General features: G+C 33.8%; 17 protein-coding genes. 9 read left to right on the forward strand and 8 right to left on the reverse strand.

Translation table 11 applies throughout. The annotated features are described in order from the left end of the window. Positions 1–621: 621 nt before the first annotated feature. The 8 genes from MHI40_RS23270 to MHI40_RS23305 form a co-directional block, all read right to left on the reverse strand. Positions 622–1,497: a hypothetical protein gene (locus tag MHI40_RS23270; protein ID WP_340766050.1), complete on the reverse strand. Its 876-nt coding sequence runs from the start codon at positions 1,495–1,497 to the stop codon at positions 622–624. Positions 1,498–1,502: 5 nt separating this feature from the next. Then, entirely contained in the window at positions 1,503–2,270 is a 768-nt protein-coding gene (locus MHI40_RS23275) for a hypothetical protein (protein WP_340766052.1), read from the reverse strand. Beyond that, a complete protein-coding gene (locus MHI40_RS23280) occupies positions 2,254–2,850 on the reverse strand; it encodes a hypothetical protein (protein ID WP_340766054.1) in 597 nt (198 codons plus the stop codon). The genes MHI40_RS23275 and MHI40_RS23280 overlap by 17 nt, the downstream gene beginning before the upstream one ends. Positions 2,851–3,011: 161 nt before the next feature. Beyond that, on the reverse strand, positions 3,012–3,899 hold the full coding sequence (locus MHI40_RS23285; RefSeq protein ID WP_340766056.1) for a site-specific integrase: 888 nt from the start codon (positions 3,897–3,899) through the stop codon (positions 3,012–3,014). 501 nt (positions 3,900–4,400) lie between these two features. After that, a complete protein-coding gene (locus MHI40_RS23290) occupies positions 4,401–5,912 on the reverse strand; it encodes a hypothetical protein (protein WP_340766058.1) in 1,512 nt (503 codons plus the stop codon). A 1,064-nt stretch (positions 5,913–6,976) separates the two neighbouring features. Further along, entirely contained in the window at positions 6,977–7,948 is a 972-nt protein-coding gene (locus MHI40_RS23295) for a hypothetical protein (RefSeq protein WP_340766059.1), read from the reverse strand. 532 nt (positions 7,949–8,480) lie between these two features. Then, the gene (locus MHI40_RS23300; RefSeq protein ID WP_340766061.1) at positions 8,481–9,947 is read right to left on the reverse strand and encodes a cell division protein FtsZ; all 1,467 of its coding nucleotides are present in this window, start codon (positions 9,945–9,947) and stop codon (positions 8,481–8,483) included. Continuing rightward, entirely contained in the window at positions 9,944–10,354 is a 411-nt protein-coding gene (locus MHI40_RS23305; protein ID WP_340766063.1) for a hypothetical protein, read from the reverse strand. The genes MHI40_RS23300 and MHI40_RS23305 overlap by 4 nt, the downstream gene beginning before the upstream one ends. Before the next feature lie 1,176 nt (positions 10,355–11,530). Here MHI40_RS23305 and MHI40_RS23310 point away from each other — a divergent pair. The 9 genes from MHI40_RS23310 (at position 11,531) to MHI40_RS23350 (ending at position 22,188) form a co-directional block, all read left to right on the forward strand. Beyond that, positions 11,531–12,928 carry a replication-relaxation family protein gene (locus MHI40_RS23310; protein WP_340766065.1) on the forward strand — a complete coding sequence of 466 codons (1,398 nt, stop codon included), beginning with the start codon at positions 11,531–11,533 and terminating at the stop codon, positions 12,926–12,928. Positions 12,929–13,125: 197 nt separating this feature from the next. Next, the gene (locus tag MHI40_RS23315; RefSeq protein WP_340766067.1) at positions 13,126–15,669 is read left to right on the forward strand and encodes a type IV secretory system conjugative DNA transfer family protein; all 2,544 of its coding nucleotides are present in this window, start codon (positions 13,126–13,128) and stop codon (positions 15,667–15,669) included. 301 nt (positions 15,670–15,970) lie between these two features. Further along, complete coding sequence (locus tag MHI40_RS23320; protein WP_340766069.1) at positions 15,971–16,834, forward strand: hypothetical protein; 864 nt, start codon at positions 15,971–15,973, stop codon at positions 16,832–16,834. Further along, positions 16,834–17,820, forward strand: a complete 987-nt coding sequence (locus MHI40_RS23325; RefSeq protein ID WP_340766073.1) for a hypothetical protein — start codon at positions 16,834–16,836, stop codon at positions 17,818–17,820. Before MHI40_RS23320 ends, MHI40_RS23325 begins: the two co-directional genes overlap by 1 nt. A gap of 47 nt (positions 17,821–17,867) precedes the next feature. After that, entirely contained in the window at positions 17,868–18,527 is a 660-nt protein-coding gene (locus tag MHI40_RS23330) for a hypothetical protein (RefSeq protein WP_340766075.1), read from the forward strand. Between the two features lie 269 nt (positions 18,528–18,796). Beyond that, positions 18,797–20,266 carry a hypothetical protein gene (locus MHI40_RS23335; RefSeq protein WP_340766076.1) on the forward strand — a complete coding sequence of 490 codons (1,470 nt, stop codon included), beginning with the start codon at positions 18,797–18,799 and terminating at the stop codon, positions 20,264–20,266. A 61-nt stretch (positions 20,267–20,327) separates the two neighbouring features. Beyond that, positions 20,328–21,275, forward strand: coding sequence for an SAF domain-containing protein (locus tag MHI40_RS23340; protein ID WP_340766078.1), 948 nt, complete (start codon positions 20,328–20,330; stop codon positions 21,273–21,275). Further along, positions 21,272–21,436: a hypothetical protein gene (locus MHI40_RS23345; protein WP_340766080.1), complete on the forward strand. Its 165-nt coding sequence runs from the start codon at positions 21,272–21,274 to the stop codon at positions 21,434–21,436. The genes MHI40_RS23340 and MHI40_RS23345 overlap by 4 nt, the downstream gene beginning before the upstream one ends. Next, positions 21,433–22,188 carry a hypothetical protein gene (locus MHI40_RS23350; RefSeq protein ID WP_340766082.1) on the forward strand — a complete coding sequence of 252 codons (756 nt, stop codon included), beginning with the start codon at positions 21,433–21,435 and terminating at the stop codon, positions 22,186–22,188. The genes MHI40_RS23345 and MHI40_RS23350 overlap by 4 nt, the downstream gene beginning before the upstream one ends.

Genomic DNA, 22,188 nt, shown 5'->3' on the forward strand with positions numbered 1-22,188 from the left:
AGATAGCCCCTCTTGAGAATTTTCGAACAAACTTCTTTGAAATACTCCTATCATCATTTGTTGCTTTTTTTAATTCCTTACCAAACCTTGATGTCTGAAAAAGTAAATATACAAATATGCTAATTGAAATTATGGCACATATTATTCTTAGCCAATCCATTATTTTTCACCTCAATTAAAGTGTTTCTCTTTATACATTTCCCTTACAAATGATGATTTCCTCTTGTTCAACTAAACTGCCGCGTTAGTTTAAGTGAAAACCTTCACAATCTCCTTCAAATATTAACATAATCATCCAATTTGGTCTCACCATTCTTTAAACAAATTAATATTTGTAAGATTGAATTTCCAGATCTGATTTTCTCAAACTCGATTGATAACACCCTTTTCTCCCTTAATTCCATCCTATTTGCTTGATTTTCCGTCGTTTTTGCGTTAATCCTTCTTTCCATAACCTCATGTAAATATTAAAACAGCCAAAACTCTTGTCTTATAAGGGTTTTGACTGTTTTAAGTACAGCTGTTAATTTGCGTTAAAGGCTTACATGAGAAGCACACCAATCCAAAACATACAAAAAAACGTGTATTCCACTTATTCATAATAGTGGAATACACGTTTTTTTAATTATCCTTATTTTTTTCGAGAGTTGCGTTAGGTAATAATGTATCTAACTCACTTACACTATATAATCTTATTTGAACTTTATTTCGGTGTTCTTCTGGTAAATGCTCAACCAATCTCTCTGCAATTTCTAATTTTTCATCTGGTGTAATTAAATTTGATAAATTACATTCCAATACATAAATCATTTCATCATCTACTGGTATTAGAGAATAATGGATGCTACCTACCCAAGAATTTACTCGAAGAGCTGACCAAAAGAATAAATCCCAGATTTCGTGTTGTTCCGATTTAAACTGTACTTGTTTAAAGACTTGTGGGGAAATAAAATCAAGATCATATGTGTTCCCCAAGTACAAATCCGTTGTATTAAATTCAAATTCCTTTGAACCTTTATACCGTTCATCTGCAATTAGTGCTTTAAATGCTCCATAACAAGCTAACTCTTTTATAAGCGAGTTAGTAATGTCATAGGCTGGCTCCATATTTGTTAAAACTTCCATACTGAAATTATGACTTACATCTGTTAGAAACCAATCTTGCATCATATCATTAAATAAGCTATCTAACATCTTAGGGATTTCATTACGAGATACTCCTAAAGAAGCCAGCCATGCTTCTGGTAATAACTCTGTTTCATTATCATTCAAGATAACCTTCATTGTGTAATAACCTTGATAATATGAACTACGTACAACATCCTCAATTTCATTTTCAATAAATGAACGGCTTTCATCATTTTTGGCAAACACAAGTAGTTTTCTTCCATAAAAAATCATTAACTCTTCTAATTCTTTGCGAAGTGATTCATTATTGTTAAATTCATCTTGTAAGTGTTTAAATACTTCTTTTTTTGTTTCCTCTATTAAGGTCATAAAGATTACTCGCCTTCTTTGTCTTTAAACTTTTTCTCAATTGTTGGATCTATCACATAAGGTGGAGATGGGCTATCATCAAAAATTAACCATGCATTCTTCTCTTTAATAAATATAGACTCATAGTAAATTTCTTCTTTATCCTTAGTGATATATTTACGATACATAGATGCTTCGTCTACTCGACTTTCCATTTCTACATCTGTTATTTGATAGTCTACGATTGGTGATTTAAGTTGTTTGGTAAACATAGCTTGTAAAGTGTTCATTGTTTCAATTTGTTCTTTTTCTCCTGTAGGCAGCAATTCTTTAAAATTAGTACTAAAATAAGGCGATATCTTTTTATAGAATTCCTCCCCACTTATTTGTGAAGAATGAAATAAGAAAAATAATTGACTACTATATTGAGCTAATTCATTTATATCCGTGAAAACATCTTTTGGAATTGGTATCTTTTTCTCCACAACTTCTCGTATTGGCAAGTCACTATCTGCTACTGCTTCTTCTGCAGACTTTGACATACTATTTTCATCTTTTTCTAACGTTTCTAATTGTTCTTCACTCAATTTAACTTCAGATGGCTCTACATTTTCAGGATTCTCTACTTGATCCTTTTCTTTTTCAACTTTTTTTCGCTCTTTTACGACTTTATCATTTTCTTCAATCTTTTTATCAAAAATTGAATTGGAACAACCTGAAAGAATGATTGCAAAAGAACTAGCGATAAGTGTCCCTTTAATAATTTTGGAAGTTTGGTTAATAGATTTTTTCATGTTCTTCCTCCCAATTTAATAATATGGATTTTATTTTCTTCCGATCTCTATCAGGCAGAAGATAATTTAATTCACTTGTTTCTTCAATAGTTCCTTTACGCTGGTATGAAAAGAGCAGGATATTTGAAAAAGGCATAACTTGAAGATAATCTCCTTTATCTATTAAACGTGTATTTAACAGTGTATAGAAAAAATGTTGCAAGGTAGTTTTTACGTTAACAGGCAGGTGCGAATTAATTAAAACACTCTTTTCCTTTTTTTGACCAAATAGACATAACCACAGCATAAAAAAGTTGCTGTTTAATTTGTTTGGTTCCATTGCCATTACAGAACCGTTAATGGTCCATTCTTTTAATATTCTTGCTAAAGGTACCGATTCCTTAATAATGACATTTCCAGTCTTAAAGTTGATGAAAACATGTTCATTTAGCTGATACCGATTAATATACTTATTTAAAAATGCAATTTTACGTTCGTCCAGGACTACTTTTATTCCACTTTCATTTATATTATTGACCTCTGTATATTCTTGTATAATGAATGAAATTATTAAATTTTCTAAAGGTTGAACATGACTCACTATCTTGCTCCTCTCATGAATATTTGTTATTTGTGCAAAAGTTAATACAAAAAATACCCCATAGTAAAGGAAGATTAGATGCTATCTAAACTTTTCTTTAACTATGGGGTACTCCCAATTAGTAATCTATAGTATTAATTTTTGTATGACTTTTTTCATAATTAGGACGTTCTTCTTTGGTTAGTATAATCTATATCTTTCACTCGGACAAGTGCCTCTTTTAAAATTGATGTAGTTGTTCCTATGTTTGTACCCAAACATTGTTGAATTTCTTCAATTTTTTTATTCTCGTGTACATAAAGATAGTGCACATAAGAAAACCGAACATGTTCAGACTTTAATGGGTATCCTAAGACTTTTGCAAGTGCATCATTGCAATAATTTTCAGAGGAAACTGTTATAGGGACAAATTTATCTTTTTCTTTTTTGGAAAATATATATTCTACATCTCGAAATGTAGCTTTTTCAATCGCTTGTAATAGTACCGCTATTTCTTCGTCATTGCTAAGTTCCAATGTTACGCTTTGCTCGAAAGAGGTATTTATAGTAACCGTTAAATAATTTCCATAGTCGATAATATCTTCTAATTTGATACGAATTGAATCCCTTCTCCTTATTCCTCTCAAATCAAAAATATAGAAAAGTTTTGCTGCTAAAGGTATTTCACTGGTTAAGACATCTGCTCTCTTTTCAAGAAGTTCCATGTAATTCAAATTAATAATGGATGATTTAGGTTTTAGATCTAGCTTCTTTTGATAGTTAAGTTTAGGCATAAAATCAACAGGTACTTTGCCTTCTTCCCACATAAAGTTAAACCAATTTCGTAAGTATACTAATTTGCGATTAATCGTTGAATCCGAAATGTTTTTTTCTCTTTCAGCGTCTAAAAAATTATGAACATCTTTTGGACGTATTTCATGGGGAGCAACGGTTTTTTTATATACCCCATTAACATAAGCTAGAAAGTTTTTAATTAAACTTACTTCGATAACAGTAGTTTTATCACTTATTCCTTTGGCTAGTCTATATTTTTCATATCCATAGGGCATAATCCTTTACTCCCTTCATTTTAAATTATTTTATTACTAATAATATATCATAATTCCTTTTTACAACCATATATAAGAATTTATATAGAATTAAATGAAAAGAATAAATACAGGAACTAATAGAGAAAGAAAAGAAACATTTTTATACAGCTTTGAACCAAGCGAGAGAAAGGTGTAAGGAATAAAAACAAAAAACCACTTATTGGATAATAATCTATAAACTATATAAAGAATTAGAAAGATATTAGATTAATTATTTAAAACTATCAAGGTAATATTTAAATTTTTCATTATTACATAAAATGGGAGTAATACCTAAAAAAAATAGACAAACTTAGCTTATTATGATGATTTATACAAAGGATCCACTTGATTCATAAAATGTTAAAAATTTTAGGCACGACAAAATACTGATGTTGTTTTTAGGCAAAATCAGTGAATTCTTAAATATAAAAGTTTTTTCAGAAATTTATTTGAAAGATTCTATTCTATTTCTAATGATTACTCTTTCAATTGTTCTTTCATAATAGAATATTGCGCTTGCTTAACTTTAGATAGTTTTAGCTCTTTCTCAGCTTTTTTTATCTGGAACCGTGTAGTAACAGCTGTTAATTCTATTAGTCTAGTATCATCATGCAATACTCCATTTATTGCACATGTATACATGAATTCTCTATACTGTTGTGGATTTTCAAAAATCTCAGGTACGAGAATAGATTTGTCTGCGAAGATCTTTTCTTTTTGAGATTTTAGTAGATTCCATTCTTCTTCAGCTACTTTAAAGTCCTTGTAGTTAATGGCATGTTGAAATAAGGATCTGTCTAAATCAATTATATGATTAATAGAACCTTTATCTGTATAGAACATAATGAAAGAACCTATGTATTTAGTCGGGATAATATAGCCGTTACATAGTAGTTCGTTAAATTTTGGTTTATTTGTGTTGTTAATAGAATCCTTTAATGTATTTTGATGTAATGCTGCAGCAGTAATGATGTTACGAATCTCTGGCAAGATGTAGTGATTCATAAAAATATTAGCAGCTTTATCTTTGTGAGCATATTCAACAATTAGATTGTTATTTGCATCAAAAAATTTAACTAACATATTACGATAAATAGTTAATCCAACTTCACCAAAGTGGTTAAATAATGTGTTTTTATAGTTGATAATTAAGTTACGTTGTTTTTTAGGAATGTCTAAGTAAGAAAAATTATTAGCTGAAGCTAAAGTGTCTAGTTCTTTTTCAGATGCCATTAAAGGTACTGTCTGTTCCACTACTTTTTTTGTCACACGAACTTGAATTAGGCGGTTTTCAATAGTTTTATTAGACAAACGTTTTATCTCTTTTATATCTTGTGGGCCAGATAAATACTCCTTACCAAAGAAACGGAAAAAAGAAGTTTCGTTGTCTTTTGTATTTTCCGTTAGCACAGGGGTATTTAATTGGTCAGCTCTATTTACTAGCATAATTTCAATATGGCCGTTTTTAACTAATGATAAAAGTGCATTTGCTAATTGGCGAAAAGTAGGAAAAATATCAAGTCCTCTTTTATCTTGTTTCTTGTTTTTAAATAGTTCCATTACTTTGTAACGTTGCCATTGCGTTGGAGCAATAGAACGAGTCAATATAAAGTTAAATAAACGTTGTTCATTTTTTGTGTAGTTCATGTATTCTGCTGTTGAAAAGACTTTGTAGTTTTGTGTATATGTAGCAACCCCAGCTTTACCAGAAGTTTTAATATGGAAATTAGAATAATAATGTCCACCTTTAAAAAATAATAATTTATGGAAAATTACTTCTTTCAAAATTGATTGAAGTGTTTTTCTTTGTATTTGTAATTGGATTCTAATTGTTTCTAAATCCTCCATTACTCTTTTATCTAGATCTATGTATGGTGTTAAAGCCAATAAAAACTCTACTGTTTTTTTGTTAAGATTCAGTTCATTTGTTGCGGATTTTTGCAATGCTAATCGGTCTATTTTACTTAGTTCTATATTTGGTAATCCCATATTGCGTACCCCCAGTTTCTATCTACAGTTAATTCCCTATAAGTCTTTTTACATCTTAGCTGCGTGTTTTTGTTATCTAGTCCTACATACTACTGTAATAATTTACAGTTGGTTCTTCCCAAGAAAGTTCAAAAGAACGCCACCAAGGAAAGGAAGAACTCTAACAAAATTACCAATAATGCACTTCTTTTTTAGAAAAAATATCGCGCTTAATATTGTTGCAACAAGGGATAACAAGTGTTAGAATAGAAACATCTTACACATACCTTTTTTGACAATAAGAAAGACGCTTTTGAATGGTCCAATTTTTAAAAATTGGTAGTTCCAAAAGAAAAGAAATGGTTATTGAGTTGTTTATTTTTAAAATATCTCCTCGCTTTCCTTTTTCCTTTTTCCTTTATTGTTTCCGGTTAACGTTGGTAGCGTTAATCCAGTCAAGAATACAGTTGGTAGCTGTATGGTATGTTACTCGGTATATTAAGAACGACACTTAGGACTTGTCTGGTAAACAAGTTCTTTTTTTCTGTTTAAAAACAAAAAGTGTTGCAATGATCCAATAGATTACTAATGTTGGTGTATTCGCTTTCTAATTGATAGGTACAGAAAATAAACGAGTGTCTACACTTGTATTCATAGCGTCAATTAAGACAACATTTGAATAAAGTTAGACCTTCGCGTGAAAGTGGACAACTCCATATTAACAAATATCATATACTATCGCAATATTTTATTTTTTTAAAAGAAATTCATATTTCTAGTTGAAATATATTTATAAGCATGATAATATGAGTTCACAACTAAATTAAATACTTCTTTATATTAAAAAATAAAGTGTTGCGATGTTGCAATGATTCATTGATGCATTGGTGCTTTGTTTTCTAATTGGTAGGAAGTGGACAAAAAAACCCCGTTACTTTTAAAGTAACGGGGTTTTTACAATTCTTTTTTATTTGATTAAGTTAATCACGAGCAGTCCAGCTGTGCAAACGATCACACCGATGTATGAAATGATTGCAAGAAAATTTACATTTTTATTAAAAGCCATTCCTAATTTAAACATTAGATCACTCTTCTTCCCTATTAGTTATTTTCTTTGAAGTATCTGAAGCTACATCATAACCAATCTTTTTGATGTTTTCATGAATAGGTTGCAGCTCTTCTTTTAGTTGTTCAATTTCTGTTTTTAAAGATTGCTCTTGTTTATTGAGTTGAACCAATTTACTCTCTATGTCTTTAATGATTTCTTCAGTTTCGCTATTAGAAGAATTAATATTCTTTCCAAATAATTTACTCCATATGCCAGGGTTCTGTTCAGAGTTGAATTTCACCTTCATAATTCGAATATAACCTTCTAAGTTATCTATTTGATTAAAAATGTTATCACGTTTAATCTTTTTTTCTAGTATTAATTCTTTTAGATCAGAAGCTTTATCTTTCTGGAATATTAACTTTTTCATGTTTTTTAATTCGTCAGTTGAATTTGGAGTTACTAATTCTTTTAAATTAGTCTCATTAATGAAAATCTTTGTTTCTTCCGATTCGGGATCTTTCACTAATTGAAATATTCCTGAATTAGCCATGCTCTGAACTATCTTTCCTAACTCATTAATTTTCTCTGTATTATCTTTGATATCTTGAGATAAATCCTCGGGTACAGGTTTATCGCGATAAGGAGTTCCTTCGACACCTATTAAACGCTTTAAACCCTTAACTTTATATTCATCCTTTAATAAAAGAATCATACGTAGTCTAAGAATAGATGTGAAATACAAACGGTATATGTTTTCAGCTATAATTACCTCGCCTTTAAATATGTAATCGTGAAAGTGTTTAAGATAATAACGTAATTGTGCATCATTACTATCAAACCACTCAGCTATCTTAGGTGTACTATAGCTAATAGTTTCGTTAATTTCAGTTAAATATTCATCTTCATATAACAAATAATCAGTATTTGTCTCCAATAGAATTGTAAACAATGGATCATTCTTCAATAGTTCTTGTATTCTACTAATTTGTTCCTCATTCTTTAACATGTTGTTACCTCCGGTCAGATAAAAATCTAATGTACTTACAATACCACAATCCGAAAAGTTCTAACATTGCTATTCTATTTTTCCGTGAAATAAAATTAAGAAAATTATTCTGCGTTGTTTTAATTATATATCCAAAAAATTTAATTTTCGCCATTCCATTCTTCTGAAAGTAGAAAATATAAGTAATTAAATCTTTTCGACATATAAGAACTACTATAAAAGTTACCTGTACATAATACCGAAGGTAAAATGAATTATTTTTCGCCATTCTATTATTCGGAAAATTAATTATTTGGCAGGATAGAATATTTTTCTTTATTTCACTCTGCTTAAATGTCGTTTTTAATTAGAATTCCAAATAAAAGTGTGAGTGTTGAAATTTATGATTAGCGAAGAATATATTTTTGTTAATTTCTTTTAGAGAAAAATATTTTTCTTTATTCTATTCTTCCGAAAAGTTTAATTCAGGTCTTTTTTGAATTTTGTATAAGAAAACATGAGGGATATAACCCTCATGTGTAAATTTGTAAATCTATTTACTTAAATCTAATGAGTTTAATAGTTCATCAACAGCAGCATCATCATCTGCATTATCAAGATTGTCATCAGTCTCAAGGGATAGTTCATCATCACCTAATAAATCACTAATGCCTAGATCATCAAAGTCTAAATCATCTTCGTTTAGTAGTTCGTTTTTATCTCCAATGGATTGAATAGTTGCTTTTTCAAATGTAAAGTTTCTGTTTCGCTCTTGAAAATCCTCATATTCTTTGACTAAACCAGTCTCCAAGCGTTCTGGAAGGGCATCTGTCTTATAGAATGAATATACAGATACTCTAAAATCATTCTTTGACTCTACGTATCCATCAAATACGACACCATTTACAGGAAGCTCTTTATTTGCGATTTCTTTAGCTTTTTCAATAAATGCTCCATTACCAAGTTTCTTACTTTCATCAAGTACTGCTAGTAAACCAACATGATAAACCTTTTTAGAAATGTATTCTCCGTCATGTTCTCTAACGAGCTGAATAGGAGAGTGTAGGTTTGTTTCTTTTAAAGAGCGTTTAAATAATTCAGCTACATCATCATTGTTATTCACTAGATTAGCAGGGACTTCTATTTTTGATAATACTAGACTTCCGTTGAACTCAGTAATAGCACGTTTAAAATCTTCGGCATCAAACGAGAGACTAGAACCACCACTTGTTGTAGCAGTGTTTAATTCATGAAAGATTTCTGAAATTTGTTTATTTGCATAGTCGCGGTAATTATCAATATTCTTCCGTTTGTTTTTTGGAATTGCATTAAATTCGTCATAAAAATGTTGGTTATCTGCGAATGTTACGAATGCTATTCCTTTTGATGGATCACTAGCAATCTTCCATATTTTTTGAGAAAAATCATTTACTTGTCGTAATACATCTGGACCGTCATGACGTAAAGGAAGTGTAACGATAACGCCTATTTTAACGAATTTTTCAGCTGCTTTTCTTGTTGCTTGCACAGCGTATCTCTTAGCATTCTCTTTGAAATCTTCATCAGACACACTCTTCTTGATTTTGATTAATTCCTTACGAATGAGGGGCTTGTTATGATGGTCGTAAAACTCTGAGATTGCTTTGACTATAGTAGAAGTCCCTGTACCACCGCCAAGACCTGCAAAGAAAAGAACTAATTCATCATCGGCTCTAACTTTATCATGTATGAAGTTATTTAGTTTTTCAGCAGCATCTTTATTTTCCTCAAGAGTGATTAATCCTTTTTCGGGATTTTTCGCCATTCCACGCAATCCCAATGACACACGGTTTTCTTCGGGAATATTTTTTAATCCTTCTAAGTCTCCATCATTTGAATTTAAAGCTAAACAGTTATATGACGGTGTACCGTCAGCCTTTTTATAATTGGCAAATTCATCAGCCATTCTTGAACCAGCTTGTCCAAAACCAACTATCGTCATATTAATAGCGGGCGTATTAGTGATAAATGCTTTAGTCATTGGTCATTACTTCCTTCCATTTGTTTGAGTTGTTGAATCTTTGCAAATACGTTAATACCTCGTTTAGTTATATAGAAGAATTTATAAGGTTTCATTTCTTCGAAATATAGAAGAGACATACTTGATAACTTATCGACTATTCGTTCAGCAGCCTTGCGATTAATAGTAGTTAGTTGTTTTTTAAACGATAAAGGTTCATTTTTGGTTTTAGTACCAACTAATCTTTCCAGCGTTATATTCTCTATCAGATGTTGAACAGAAACCTTTTGCTGTTCTCTTTGTTGTGCTGCAATAAACCGTAGAATTTCAATGCTCGCATCATCATCTTTTAGAATAGTTGCAAACATAAGAGTGAGATCGTCTGAAAAGGATATATTTTTGAATTGTTGGTGTAGATTTGCGTCCACTAATTTACCTCCTTCTTATGTAGTTACTAATTATAGTAACTAATATTAGATACTATTGCAAGCGTCGATTAAAAATAATCTTTAAAATCGTTGGTAATACTCATATTTTCATAGTTACTATATACAGTTACTATAATACAATTTTAGTGAATAATATCTTTTTTTGAATGGATATTTTTAAATTAAAATGCTTAATGTCTTAAATTTTACCGAATTTGATTAGAAAATATCAATATTTTTAAGTGGAAATATGAAAATAATCCGCATGGTTACTATATATAGTTACTATTGTAATTCCTTTTATATCAGTATTTTTGAAAGCTTACTTTAGTAATTTTACTAAAAATAAAATACAGTAACTATATATAGTAACTATTAATAGTTACTATATGTTTTCAGTATTATTCTTCTGAGGGGTTAACTAAAGTTTTTGTTTGGAGTTCTTGAATGGCACTGGATGTCACAATACTATTGGCAGTTTTTATAGGATGCGTGGAGTTTAAAGTAGAGAAAAAATAGAAATAATAGATTAATTTTCGCTATTCTATTCTTCGGTAAACAAATCTAAAGTGGAAATATTTTATTTTCTCTATTCTTTTCAATTTTTAGAGCAGGGGTAAAGAAGCAAGAAATAACTAGGTTGAGATTTGTGTGGTAATAAGAACTTGAACAGCAAAAATATCAAATTAACCTTTTTAAATATTAATATTTCACCAGGCGGTAACTGTTAAATTCAACAAACAAAAACGTCGTGGTATTTGTTAATAAATGGATGGTCTATTCACCCCTTATCTATTCACCCCTAATTTTTGCTGTTTTAGGGGTGAACAGAGAGGGGATGAATAGAGCTCACCCCCTAAATGAGAACTTAAAGCCTTGATATGTCTACATTTTAAAATTTTTCAGAACGTAGACTACAATGCAATATAGAAGGTGCAATACCATGTAAAATTCACTTGTTTATATTTACAGTATAAATACATGAAAATGCACTTCTGTATTACATAAAAAAACGTGTTTTATTTAGGAGTATAGTCAAGAATCAGTGGCTATGTTATACTGCTTTCTGAAATAAAAATTTATATAATTGTAACGGGAATACCCCGACAACTTTTTTCAAACAGGTTTATCTTGTTTGTATTTGTTGTCGGGTTTTTTTGTTGGAAAGGAGTTCAAATGTTAGAGTTACTCGAGCAGGAAGATATCCGTGTACCTAAAAATGAACTGTTTAAAGTTGGTGTCATTCTTAAAGCAGAGGAAATACTCATTCTTCATGAGATATTTATTCATTCAACCATGAGAGCAACAAGCATTCATGGGTTATATGAGATGTTCTCTAAGGGTAAGCGGAGTGCAACAGGCATTTCTAATCGAATTAGAAAGCTAGTAGATTCTGGGATGTTAGTACAAATCAAAGAACCACTAGGTAATGGAGATTCTTTGAGTGGTCTTACTTACTACCATTACCGTTTAGGTCCTCGTGGATTAGAAGTGCTTATTACTCTTGGGAAAGTGGAGAAAGAAAAAGGGGAGAGGGCTATTCATTCAGCAATACGTCGTGGAGTGCCTTCCAGCCATTTTAGAGCCACATCTAATCTTGCCAATAAAATAGTTATTCGTATGTTATCGCACTCTCCAACTATTGACTTTACACACATGAGAGGGAGCATTCATGAAGAATTAGGTGCTACAAATGATACGGTTTTCTCACAGCGAGGCTTAATCATTCCCGATTGGGTTTTCGAGCGAGAGGACACGATTATTGCTATTGAAGTGGATACAGGTACACAACGGAGAGAAATTATAAGGCGGAAATACAAACGCTACGAGAAGATGGCTAAGATTTTATTAGCAAAAGGAAAACGTTTATTTGTGATATTTGCAGTTACAGACGGAAGCATTATTGATATATCGGTAGGACAGGATTTAAGGAGAGATACAAGGAGCAGACGTGTTGTTTCCTTGAAAGAAACTTTTCCAATCTTTACAGAATGGCCAGAGAATTTAGAGATTTCCGTAGCCACTGCTCGACGTATACCGTTACTGGTAGAAAGAATCTTAAATAAACTAGCACCTATATCCAAGTCGGAGCAGCTCTTGTATTTAGAGACGTGGGAAGAGTTGATGGAGTCTTATAAACCAAAACATCACGAATTAGTTCTTGAATCTATAAAAGTTGCAGAGGAAAAGGGCCTTACCTTGAAACGTAGTAGAGATATGGATGCTACTTTCCTTATGGACCATAAGATCAATGGAATAAGTGCCTCTCATTATCTAATGCTCTTTGGGGAGGAAGGAAATGTTCGGACATTCCAAATTATCCGCAACAACGTACAGCTCGCAAAATCTTTAAACCACAATCCCAAAATCAATTTGGATTTCCGTGTCTTTATTCTTTATTACTTCAAAGGTGAAGCACTAGAAGATGTATATGGTTTAGATCTGGATGAATGTAGTTTATACACGAGCAATATTGAAACAATGGAGTGGAAAGAGGATGGTACGGAATCAATAGATTATCATCTTAAAATAACTACTCCGTATAGTAGGAAAGAGGTGAAACTATTCGTATGAATAAACAAATTTGGTGGAAACAAAAACTTCCGTTATTCTTGTCCTCCGCGTTTCTGCTCCTAACTGTGTATTTCTTCTTTTGGGCATGGTTAAAAGTCTTTTCGTTTGGTGTCTCTCATTCTAGGGGGGAGGAAGTACGGTATTTATCATTTCTCTTTGGGAAGAGTGATACCGTTTCAATTTTCTTTATACTCTTTATGGGATTGATTAGTATTTTCGGATGGTTGATTAGTACACGGGTGCATTTTTATCAATCAAGAAATATGCGAATTATCTATTTCGGTTTAACTGGATTGGCGATATGGGGAGGCATTGCAGCATATGGAATGTCCCAAGCACAAAAGCATATGTTGCCATTCTTTCAAACGAGATTAGGAAATATCTCAGCTGCTCCAGTGGATACAGATGGATTACTGGAACAATTGGTATTCGGACAGGTGCAAGGGTTCTATCTAACGTTAGTTATCATTCCGGTACTGATCATGTTCTTTACCACTTATTTTTTACTAAATAAGTATGTAGAATTCGATAAAGACCTAAATAAAGCATTTTTTGAATTCCAATGGAGAGGGAAATGGCTACAAAAGCTATCCAAGTTGGAGCAGAAAGAGAAATGGCCAGATATTGAGTTGGGTTTATCATCTGCTCACGAAGAGATGGTTGTATTACCTGGTCGTGATCGCACCCTCAATACCATGATTGTAGGATCAATTGGTACTGGTAAGACAGCTGCTTTGGGGCTCCCTATGATTAACCAAGATTTACACCACATGGTTGAATATATTAAAAACTATGCGGAAATGTATGAACGAGAGGATTTCCGAACGGAAGAGGTAGGGGGTAGGTTTTTAAGTGGTATATCTGTTATTGATCCATCCAACGATTTATGTCAAAAGACACTACAGTTGGTGAAAGCACACAATATACCGGAGGAAGTAATCACCTACATCAATCCGCTTGATCCGAAAACACCATCTATCAATGCGATGCGTGGTCCAGTCGATAAAGTAGCGGAGGTATTTGCACAAGTAATTGCAGGCCTAAATGATTCCAAAGATGGAGGAAATTTCTTTTTCGAGCAAGCGCAGCGCAATCATCTTAAACACTATATCTACCTTTTGAAATTACATGATTTAGAGAAAGAAGTAACACTTGATATGTTACTAGATATGTATAACAACCCTCAGTTGGTACACCAGATGCATGTAATGTTAAAAGCAACAATCCCTACCATGATTGACGAAATTGAGGATAGAGATGAACGGAACTATTGGAAAATCGTTCAAGGGATTGATGAATGGTTTGACCTTAATCTATTACCAAAGGTTACAAGATCAGGTTCCTCCATGGTTGGAGAATATGGCGATGATGGAGAAACGTTGTATTATGATGCAAAAGAAGAACATGTACAGGGCTTACGAAATATCTTAAATGATATCGGTGCCAATCCATTGATAAGACGCGTATTATTTGGAAAGAGTGATTTCGACTTCGATCGCCATATGGAAATTGGTGGTATTTTATTGGTAAATACTGCCAAAGGAGAATTAGTCCAACTTGCTAGAGTACTAGGAAAGGTAGTATTAATGAATTTGCAAAATGCTACATTCCGTCGTCTACCAAACGTATCTTCATTCCACCACATATTAATCGATGAAGCACCTGACTATCTATATAACTCGTTCCGAGAGTTCCCAGCACAGTCACGTAAGTACAAGGTAATCATTACTACCTTGCAACAAACAATTGCTCAGATGGCAGACCAGTTTGGAGAGCATTACATGACTACATTAATCGGTACTATGCGTAATCGTATGGTATACGGGGATGTTCCTGGATATGATGCGAAGTACTTCTCTGAAATGTTTGGAGAGAAATATACGTATGAAGAAGGGCAAACAGAAATGACTGTTTCACCTTTACAGGAAGATCCAGGTTCCCGCTCCGGTTCGTCTTACTCGAAGGTTCGTGATTCATCTATGACAAGTGGAGATATTATGTTCCAAGAAGCGTTCCAGTGTGCAGTGAAATTGGTAGTCAATAACCGTCCGATGCCCGTGGTACAAATTCAAGCGAACTTCGTACCTAAAGAGGAATTTTCGGTTGCTAGTATTCAAGTGGAGGAAGACGAAGCGAATGTTTGGTTGGCAGACCGCAGACGCTATGGTGTAAAAGTCAGCAAAGAAGTAGAAATAGCAATAGATAGTATTGAGCAAACGGAAGTAGCAAATCAAGCATTTTATGATAAGCCAGTATTGGATGAAGCTATGGTAGACCGTGCAATAGGAATTGAAGTCACCAAGCAACCAAGAAGTGAGATAATTTATCAGTCTGGTGTAGAAAAAGAAGTGATTGTTATTCCTTCTTTAGAAGAAATAAAACAAATGCGTAAACCGGTACAAGCAGAGCCTAATCAAACAAGAATGGTAGTAGCTGCTCCTACACCGGTTACTCCTAATACGGAACAGGGAAGAAAGTCGGTTTTAGAAGAACTAGAACTAGAACTAGACACATTGGATAAACAGGAGCAGCCAGTGCCTGAACCAGTTACTCCGTTGGTTCATTCTAAAAACGGGGATAACTTCTTCGATTCTATATTAGAGCCGTATTCCGATGACAATACATCTGCAGCTCCCATCAAAAAGGGGGACTATGAACAAAGTGAACTATCGGAAAATAACATAGCTTTCTTAAAGGACATAGATATAGATGTAGGCAAAACTCCTAAAGCAACAAAATAATACTTGCGTATCCAACTACCTATTTGTAAAATGAATGTAATTGGAACCACCAACAAAATAAAATGAAACACATAAAGGGCGTACCCCTCGTGAAAAACAGATGAACACTATTCATTTGTCTTTTTCGAGGGGTACGTTTTTTTATTTTGTTGTTTCCATTCGATTGTAAAAATCGAAGAAGGAGGAACTTAGCAAATAGCTTACGTGGTTTATCTCCCATGTTCGTTATAGAAATTCAATGAGGTAAACAAGAGGACTGAACAGAACACCAAAAAGTATAAATCGAGAGGATGGAAAAAACATGACCACAATGACATCATGGACAACGGATAAACAACTGGAGGCTCTAACAATAGCTGACCGTTTTGGAGAATTAGTAAATGGACATATTCGTAGCCGTGGCACGATAGAAATAGAAGGTAAGAAGGTAGATGTATTCTACATTGCTTTACCACATGGAATTAATGGTTATTGCCCTGTAGCTGATTTTCGCAGAAGAGGTAACCGTGGGTATGACGAATTTGTCGGAGAAAGCAGAAGCTTTAAAATTACTCGTATCAATCAAGAAATGAAAATTGTCTTTCTATCGGAAAAAGAAGGTAGCGAAATTACAAAACAGAAGTTTTGGGCTGATGTAGTGGAGTTAGATAATAAAGGGGAACTGGAAAAACAGACCTATTCAGGAACTGTTACAGGATATAACCGTTTAAAAGGAATTATATATCTCGATGTTCAAGGGCAAGATTGCTATATGTTCCGTACAGAGTGGTCGTGGGAACGTAATGCGGTTGTAGATGTAATTGTCGGAGAAACATTAGAAGTTAAAATTCAGAAGTTTGATTCAGAAGCACAAGTTGTTCGTGTCTCCCGTCGATTAACATTACCTGATCCTTATGAGTTTGTGAGAACGTTAAAACCTAACCAAGTATTAGTCGGACGTGTAGTAGATGTTCACAAGATACATGGAATCTTTGTTGATATTGAAGATGGGGTGACGTTGAAGGCAGGGAAACGAAGAGTATTAGAAGAACCAGATGTTGGAGACACTGTACGAGTTCGCTTCCAACATTTTGATGAAGCAAAACGAGAAGGGCGAGTTGTAATTCTGGATTATCCAGGCGGGAAACGTAAGAAAAAAGATTTAGGATCATTCCTGTTCGGTTAATGGCAAATATTAAAGAGCAGTCAACTGCTATTCAGTTATTTTATCGGGAGGATGGCACTATATCCATATGGGACCATCCAAACTTTAAGTCCTCTCTAGCTATTCCTGATAGTTACTTCCCGCTAACTCGGGTGGAGCAGGCGATGGAAATGGTGAATACAGGCAAGTTGACAGAAATGAATGTACGCATGTTAAAGGTAATAGGAGATGCCATCTGTGCCAATGAGAATCAGATTAAGCGATATATGTCTAGTTTAATCTCTTCTGGTACAACAAGTAAGCATCTTCGATATTTGATGAAATACGGATTCGTAGAACGACATAAATGCCGTCTAAAGTTCATTGAAGAAGATGGAAAAGAGGTAATTCGTCCTCCAGGTCCTATTACATTAGGAATTGCTGGGTATAAACTGTTAAAACGTTTGCACAGTGAAAGTCAGTTTATGGACCCAGACTCCTGGAACGATAATCCTTATGGCGTTCAACGGTATGTTGCTACTAATGAAATTCGCTGTCTTGCCATTGAATCTAGGAATGCGAGAGCATGGGAATGGCACCCTTCTATTGGAGGGAATGCTAAATATAAAAAACCACTAGCGGTAACTCGTATTGAAACACCTAAAGGAGAAGTACAACTCCTTCTGGAACGTGCGCAAATGTCCCAAGACTTCATAGGTTACTTCCGTACTCGCTTTGAACAGTATCGCTATCTGTTTAATCGTGACAATCGTATTCAAGTAGATGGGTTTCCGGAGTCTTTTGTACAAGTTTTCGTAATATCCGTTTCTTCTATTAGCATGGCTAAGTTTATCCAAGAGCAGATTCGGTTACATACATTTCCGTTTGATGTTTGGTTTGTCGTAGATGAATGGATTGATGCTGAAGGTGGATTGGAAAATGCTTTTGCTTCTGTAACCAAAGAAGGAATTAAACGTTTCCGCGCGCCGTTTTTGCGGAAGCAACAAGTTATAGTGCCTGACAATTAAACTTAGTGAAGTTAAAAAAGAGAAGAAACTACTAGGAGGTTATGAAAATGAAATATAAAGACAATTTCTATAATACTATGCAAGAAAGGTTAAAAGGAAGTGAACCTTTTTTTAAACAACAGATCTTAGAACTCTTAAATAGTATTAATTCAAATATGGATGTTTTCACAAATAATGACCCAGAAACATACTTGAAACAACTCTTACAAGATATTTCTGAACTGCAAGACGAAAGAAATGCCATTGTTACGATACCCTTGATAGTAGAAGGAGAAAAAGAACTAAAATTATTACAACCTGGTAGTGCCTTTTTAAATACTTCTTTCGTAATAACGGGTGCTGCTGGGACAGGGAAATCTTATAGATTAATAAATTTTGCTAAGAAATTAATGCAGCAAGAAAAGTCTGTTGTATTCTTAACGCAAGAATTATCTACTAAGGCGAAAGAAAACCTCTTAGTATTTGCGGAAACAACGGACTACCTTATTATTGATGAAGCGTATCTTGTATTGAGAGATAACTTGCAGCCGGAACTGATCAAATCATTACTTCAACGTACCAATTTGATACTCTCTACGCACTCAATAGAGTCTTTGGAATTGCTACCTGGCTTTGACTTACGCCAATTTAATTACCATCTACATCTTGGAAATAAAGAAGAGATTATTATTAATACACCAGAGTTTCATACAATTTCGGGAAAGTAGGTCTATTGAATCATCACAAAAACCGTTTGACTTCTTTTTGTCCTAGTGGTAAATTATGAGTAACACCTTTTCTCAAGGTTTTTACTTTGAGGAGAGAAGCTATACAGGGTGCGGAAACATCCTGTTTAGTTCCTAAAAAAATTAAAAGTAAATATAAAATTACTATCTATAAATGGGAAAACCCCAATCGATAGAAAAGCAACGTACATTGTTACGTTTCCTTTCTATTGGTTGGGGTTTTTTGTGTTGATAGAAAAAGGAGGGAACTTGTGTCCATTCTTATTGCAGTAGCTGAACCAACACTTGCTGCCATCCTCCGTAATCATTTTGAAAGTGCCCGGTTGGACGTTATTGATAATGATGTACTCCATCGAAAGTATTTAAGTGAAATTATCGAGATTGAAGAACCTGATATGGTGATTTTACACGACACTTATTTACCGAGTGACTTTGAAGAACAGTTAGCAAGAGATGAAGAAATGTTAGAAATCATAAATAAATGGCGAGTGGAATTTAACGACAGTCTTCGAGTGGTTTATTTATGTGAACGGGATAGACGTGATCCATTCCTCGGAAAACTCGTGGCACATAATGTTTTGGACATTTTCAATGAACGTAAGATAATCGTTGAACAGTTCGTAGAACAACTTTCAGCTCCCCCTAAATATGCCAATGTTTCTAAATATGGTGTTGGGGGATTAGAACTTGAATTTGATGAAGTAGTAGAAGTAACCGAAATGGAAGAATCACAAGAGGTAGCTGCTCCTCCAACTGAGAAGATACAAACAGAGAAAGCAGCAAAGCCTAGTGTTCCAAAAGGGCAAAAGACGAAAGAAATTTTAGAGTCGGTTAAAGGTAACTTAAAGTCCGTGAAAGATGCGGGGGAAGAATGGAAGCAGCAACGCATTAAGGAAAAAGAAATGAAAGAATCCATTCCCAAAGAGCCAAAGTCCAAACCAAAACCAAAGGCAAAGCTTATCACTTCTTCAGACATTGATTTTAACGAAATAATTGATCTCATGCCAATTCCGAAAGAAGTCTACAATCGACCTCAAATAGTAGGGACGGTAGTCATTGCGGTAGCTGGTGTTCAACCACACTTAGGGGCGACACACACTGCTATGTCGATTGCTAGTTATTTGCAAAACCAACAGCACAGCGTAGCCCTAATTGAATTAAATGATTCAGAGGATTTTGATCGGATTCACGCTTTATACGAAGGGGAGCAGCATTTCCTCCGGAATGAGAATAAATTCACCTATAAAGGAATCGACCATTACAAATATCGGGAGGACCTTCGCTTAGGGGAAATCATTCCCACCTATGAGTATGTGGTTCTGGATATAGGAGCAATTGAAGAGAGTCGTTATTTTGATGAATTTCAAAGGTCTCATGTTCGTTGTTTACTCGTATCTCCATATGAATGGAAAGGCCAATGGATTAAAGAATTTACCGAACAGATAACGGATCCTGACCAATACATCTACTTAGTTCCATTCGTCGGTAAGTCTCTTGTGAGAGATGTGGAAGAACGGTTTCCACAGTTACAGTTTGTTCGTTTTACTGCAGATGAAAATCCATACAAGGTAATCGAAGAAGGACAAAAAGAAATTATCCATATTTTAGATGGGTTCCTGAAAGAAGATAAAAAAGGCTTTAGTCAAAAAAAGGGTATTCTGATCAGCGTCACAAGTGTTGTGGTCACTCTATTAATCGTTACAGCATTCCAATTTTTATAAAGGAATCGACCAATAGGTTTACCCAGTGCTAAGGAAAAGAGAAAAGGGAGGAACGTAACAAGTGAGCATTAGACTGCGAACGAAAAAATTAATTTGGTCAGGTCTTATAGGAGCTGGCATTATGCTAATAATCGCTACAGTAGGTGGATATTTCTATTACGACCACGTACAAGAACGTGAATTAGCTTTGAAGAAAGAATATAAAAAGAAAATGGAGCTCTTACAAAAAACTGCTGAACAAAATGAACAAGGATATGCCTTAACAGCAGATGTTGAAAGAGGAGAAGTCATTACAAAAGAAATGCTAGTGGAAGTATCTCTACCTGAACTAGCTAAGGCAGAAAATACGATGTCTCTTCCACAATTTGATGCAACTAATTATTATGCTAGAACGGATTTAAAAGCCAATACAGTGATAATCGATTCACTCGTTTATATGGATGAAAATATCGAGAATGATATAAGGGAAGCCGAGTATTCCTTAATCGAATTACCTTCTAAATTGAAAGCAGCTGATTATGTAGATATTCGTATTCAGTTCCCAAATGGTGACGATTATATTTTATTCGCCAAAAAGAAAGTAAAAGAAGTTGCAGGTCTAACCGTTTGGATGGATAACGATGAAGCTGAGATTCTATCTATGAGTTCTGCGATAGTGGATGCCTATATCGAAGGTGCAAAGATTTACGCTTTACCATATGTGGATGGAGAAATGCAGATTGGATCGCAAATTACATATCCAGTTAAACAAAATGTTTTGTCACTAATTCAAAGTTCTCCAAACATCGTAAATATAGCAAAGCTGAATCTAGAAAAACAAAATCGAGCTAATTTAGAAATGGGCTTAGAGGCAATGGAAGAAGAGGAGCGACAAAAGTTAAGAGCTGGAGAAGAAAGCAATAAGGCTGCAGTCGAAGAGCAAAAACAAATTGATGAATTAAATGCGTTAAATCAATTTAACCAGGTTCCACCTGAAACTACTGAAACAGAAGGAGTGACTGGAGAATGAAAGTAATGGAAACGAGTAAAGAAAATACATTAGCTAGGAATAAGCGAAATAAAGAAGTTATTTCTTTTTCGGGAAAACAAAGCAGTGGAAAAAGTAAAGACAGCCTGCATTTCATAAACTTCTATATTCAAGCAATGAGAGAGAAAGGACATGAACAATGAAAACAATCCAACTAGTAGGTTCTCGAAACAAATCTGATTTTACTATTTATCTCAGTCATCTCTTAACGAAATTAGACCAACGAGTATTAATTGTAGACACTACCGAACGTGGTATTTATCAACATGGCATTGCACGATTGAATGGAAATCAGCACTTATACGATTTTCAACAAATCGATATATTAGCAGGCGCAAAAGAGTGGTTAGACGTTGAAGAATTACTACGTATCGAAGGTGAGTCTACCACGAACTACGATACGATAATAGTCGATATGGATAGTGCAAAAATCATTTCCAATGAGTGGCCAATTTTTGAAGAACGTTATTACATTGGGGACGAAGAACGTCTTAACCAAATGCAAGATATTGATTTGCTCCACTTATTGTTTGATGAAACAGAAGATAAAAATATCAAACGTGTGACCTTCAAGTCAGGATACGAATTGTCAGGTGATTATTTCGATAATTTATTGAATAACCGAGCAACATGGAGATCCATGAATCACATGATAGAACCTGATGAATTTATGATTTCATTGCGAATTCAAATGGGACATGACCATATCATTCCATTCAAGAAAGTAAATAAGCAATACAAAGATGTATTATGTGAAATCGTTTCGGAGATTTATGAAATGCATATCAAAGAAGTACAAGATGCAGTGAAGACATCTTTTTTCAAATTCGGTACAAAACGAGTGAAAAAAGAAAAAACGAAAGAACGAGCATTAGCTATTGGAAGCAGTAATTAG

Origin of the sequence: Psychrobacillus sp. FSL H8-0510, assembly GCF_038008345.1 — a bacterium.
Lineage (GTDB): Bacteria > Bacillota > Bacilli > Bacillales_A > Planococcaceae > Psychrobacillus > Psychrobacillus psychrotolerans.

Coding starts and splice junctions, on each gene's coding strand:
- MHI40_RS23270 (WP_340766050.1), bottom strand. CDS start 1,497: ATGACCTTAATAGAGGAAACAAAAAAAGAAGTATTTAAACACTTACAA.
- MHI40_RS23275 (WP_340766052.1), bottom strand. CDS start 2,270: ATGAAAAAATCTATTAACCAAACTTCCAAAATTATTAAAGGGACACTT.
- MHI40_RS23285 (WP_340766056.1), bottom strand. CDS start 3,899: ATGCCCTATGGATATGAAAAATATAGACTAGCCAAAGGAATAAGTGAT.
- MHI40_RS23290 (WP_340766058.1), bottom strand. CDS start 5,912: ATGGGATTACCAAATATAGAACTAAGTAAAATAGACCGATTAGCATTG.
- MHI40_RS23295 (WP_340766059.1), bottom strand. CDS start 7,948: ATGTTAAAGAATGAGGAACAAATTAGTAGAATACAAGAACTATTGAAG.
- MHI40_RS23300 (WP_340766061.1), bottom strand. CDS start 9,947: ATGACTAAAGCATTTATCACTAATACGCCCGCTATTAATATGACGATA.
- MHI40_RS23310 (WP_340766065.1), top strand. CDS start 11,531: ATGTTAGAGTTACTCGAGCAGGAAGATATCCGTGTACCTAAAAATGAA.
- MHI40_RS23315 (WP_340766067.1), top strand. CDS start 13,126: ATGGGATTGATTAGTATTTTCGGATGGTTGATTAGTACACGGGTGCAT.
- MHI40_RS23320 (WP_340766069.1), top strand. CDS start 15,971: ATGACCACAATGACATCATGGACAACGGATAAACAACTGGAGGCTCTA.
- MHI40_RS23325 (WP_340766073.1), top strand. CDS start 16,834: ATGGCAAATATTAAAGAGCAGTCAACTGCTATTCAGTTATTTTATCGG.
- MHI40_RS23330 (WP_340766075.1), top strand. CDS start 17,868: ATGAAATATAAAGACAATTTCTATAATACTATGCAAGAAAGGTTAAAA.
- MHI40_RS23345 (WP_340766080.1), top strand. CDS start 21,272: ATGAAAGTAATGGAAACGAGTAAAGAAAATACATTAGCTAGGAATAAG.
- MHI40_RS23350 (WP_340766082.1), top strand. CDS start 21,433: ATGAAAACAATCCAACTAGTAGGTTCTCGAAACAAATCTGATTTTACT.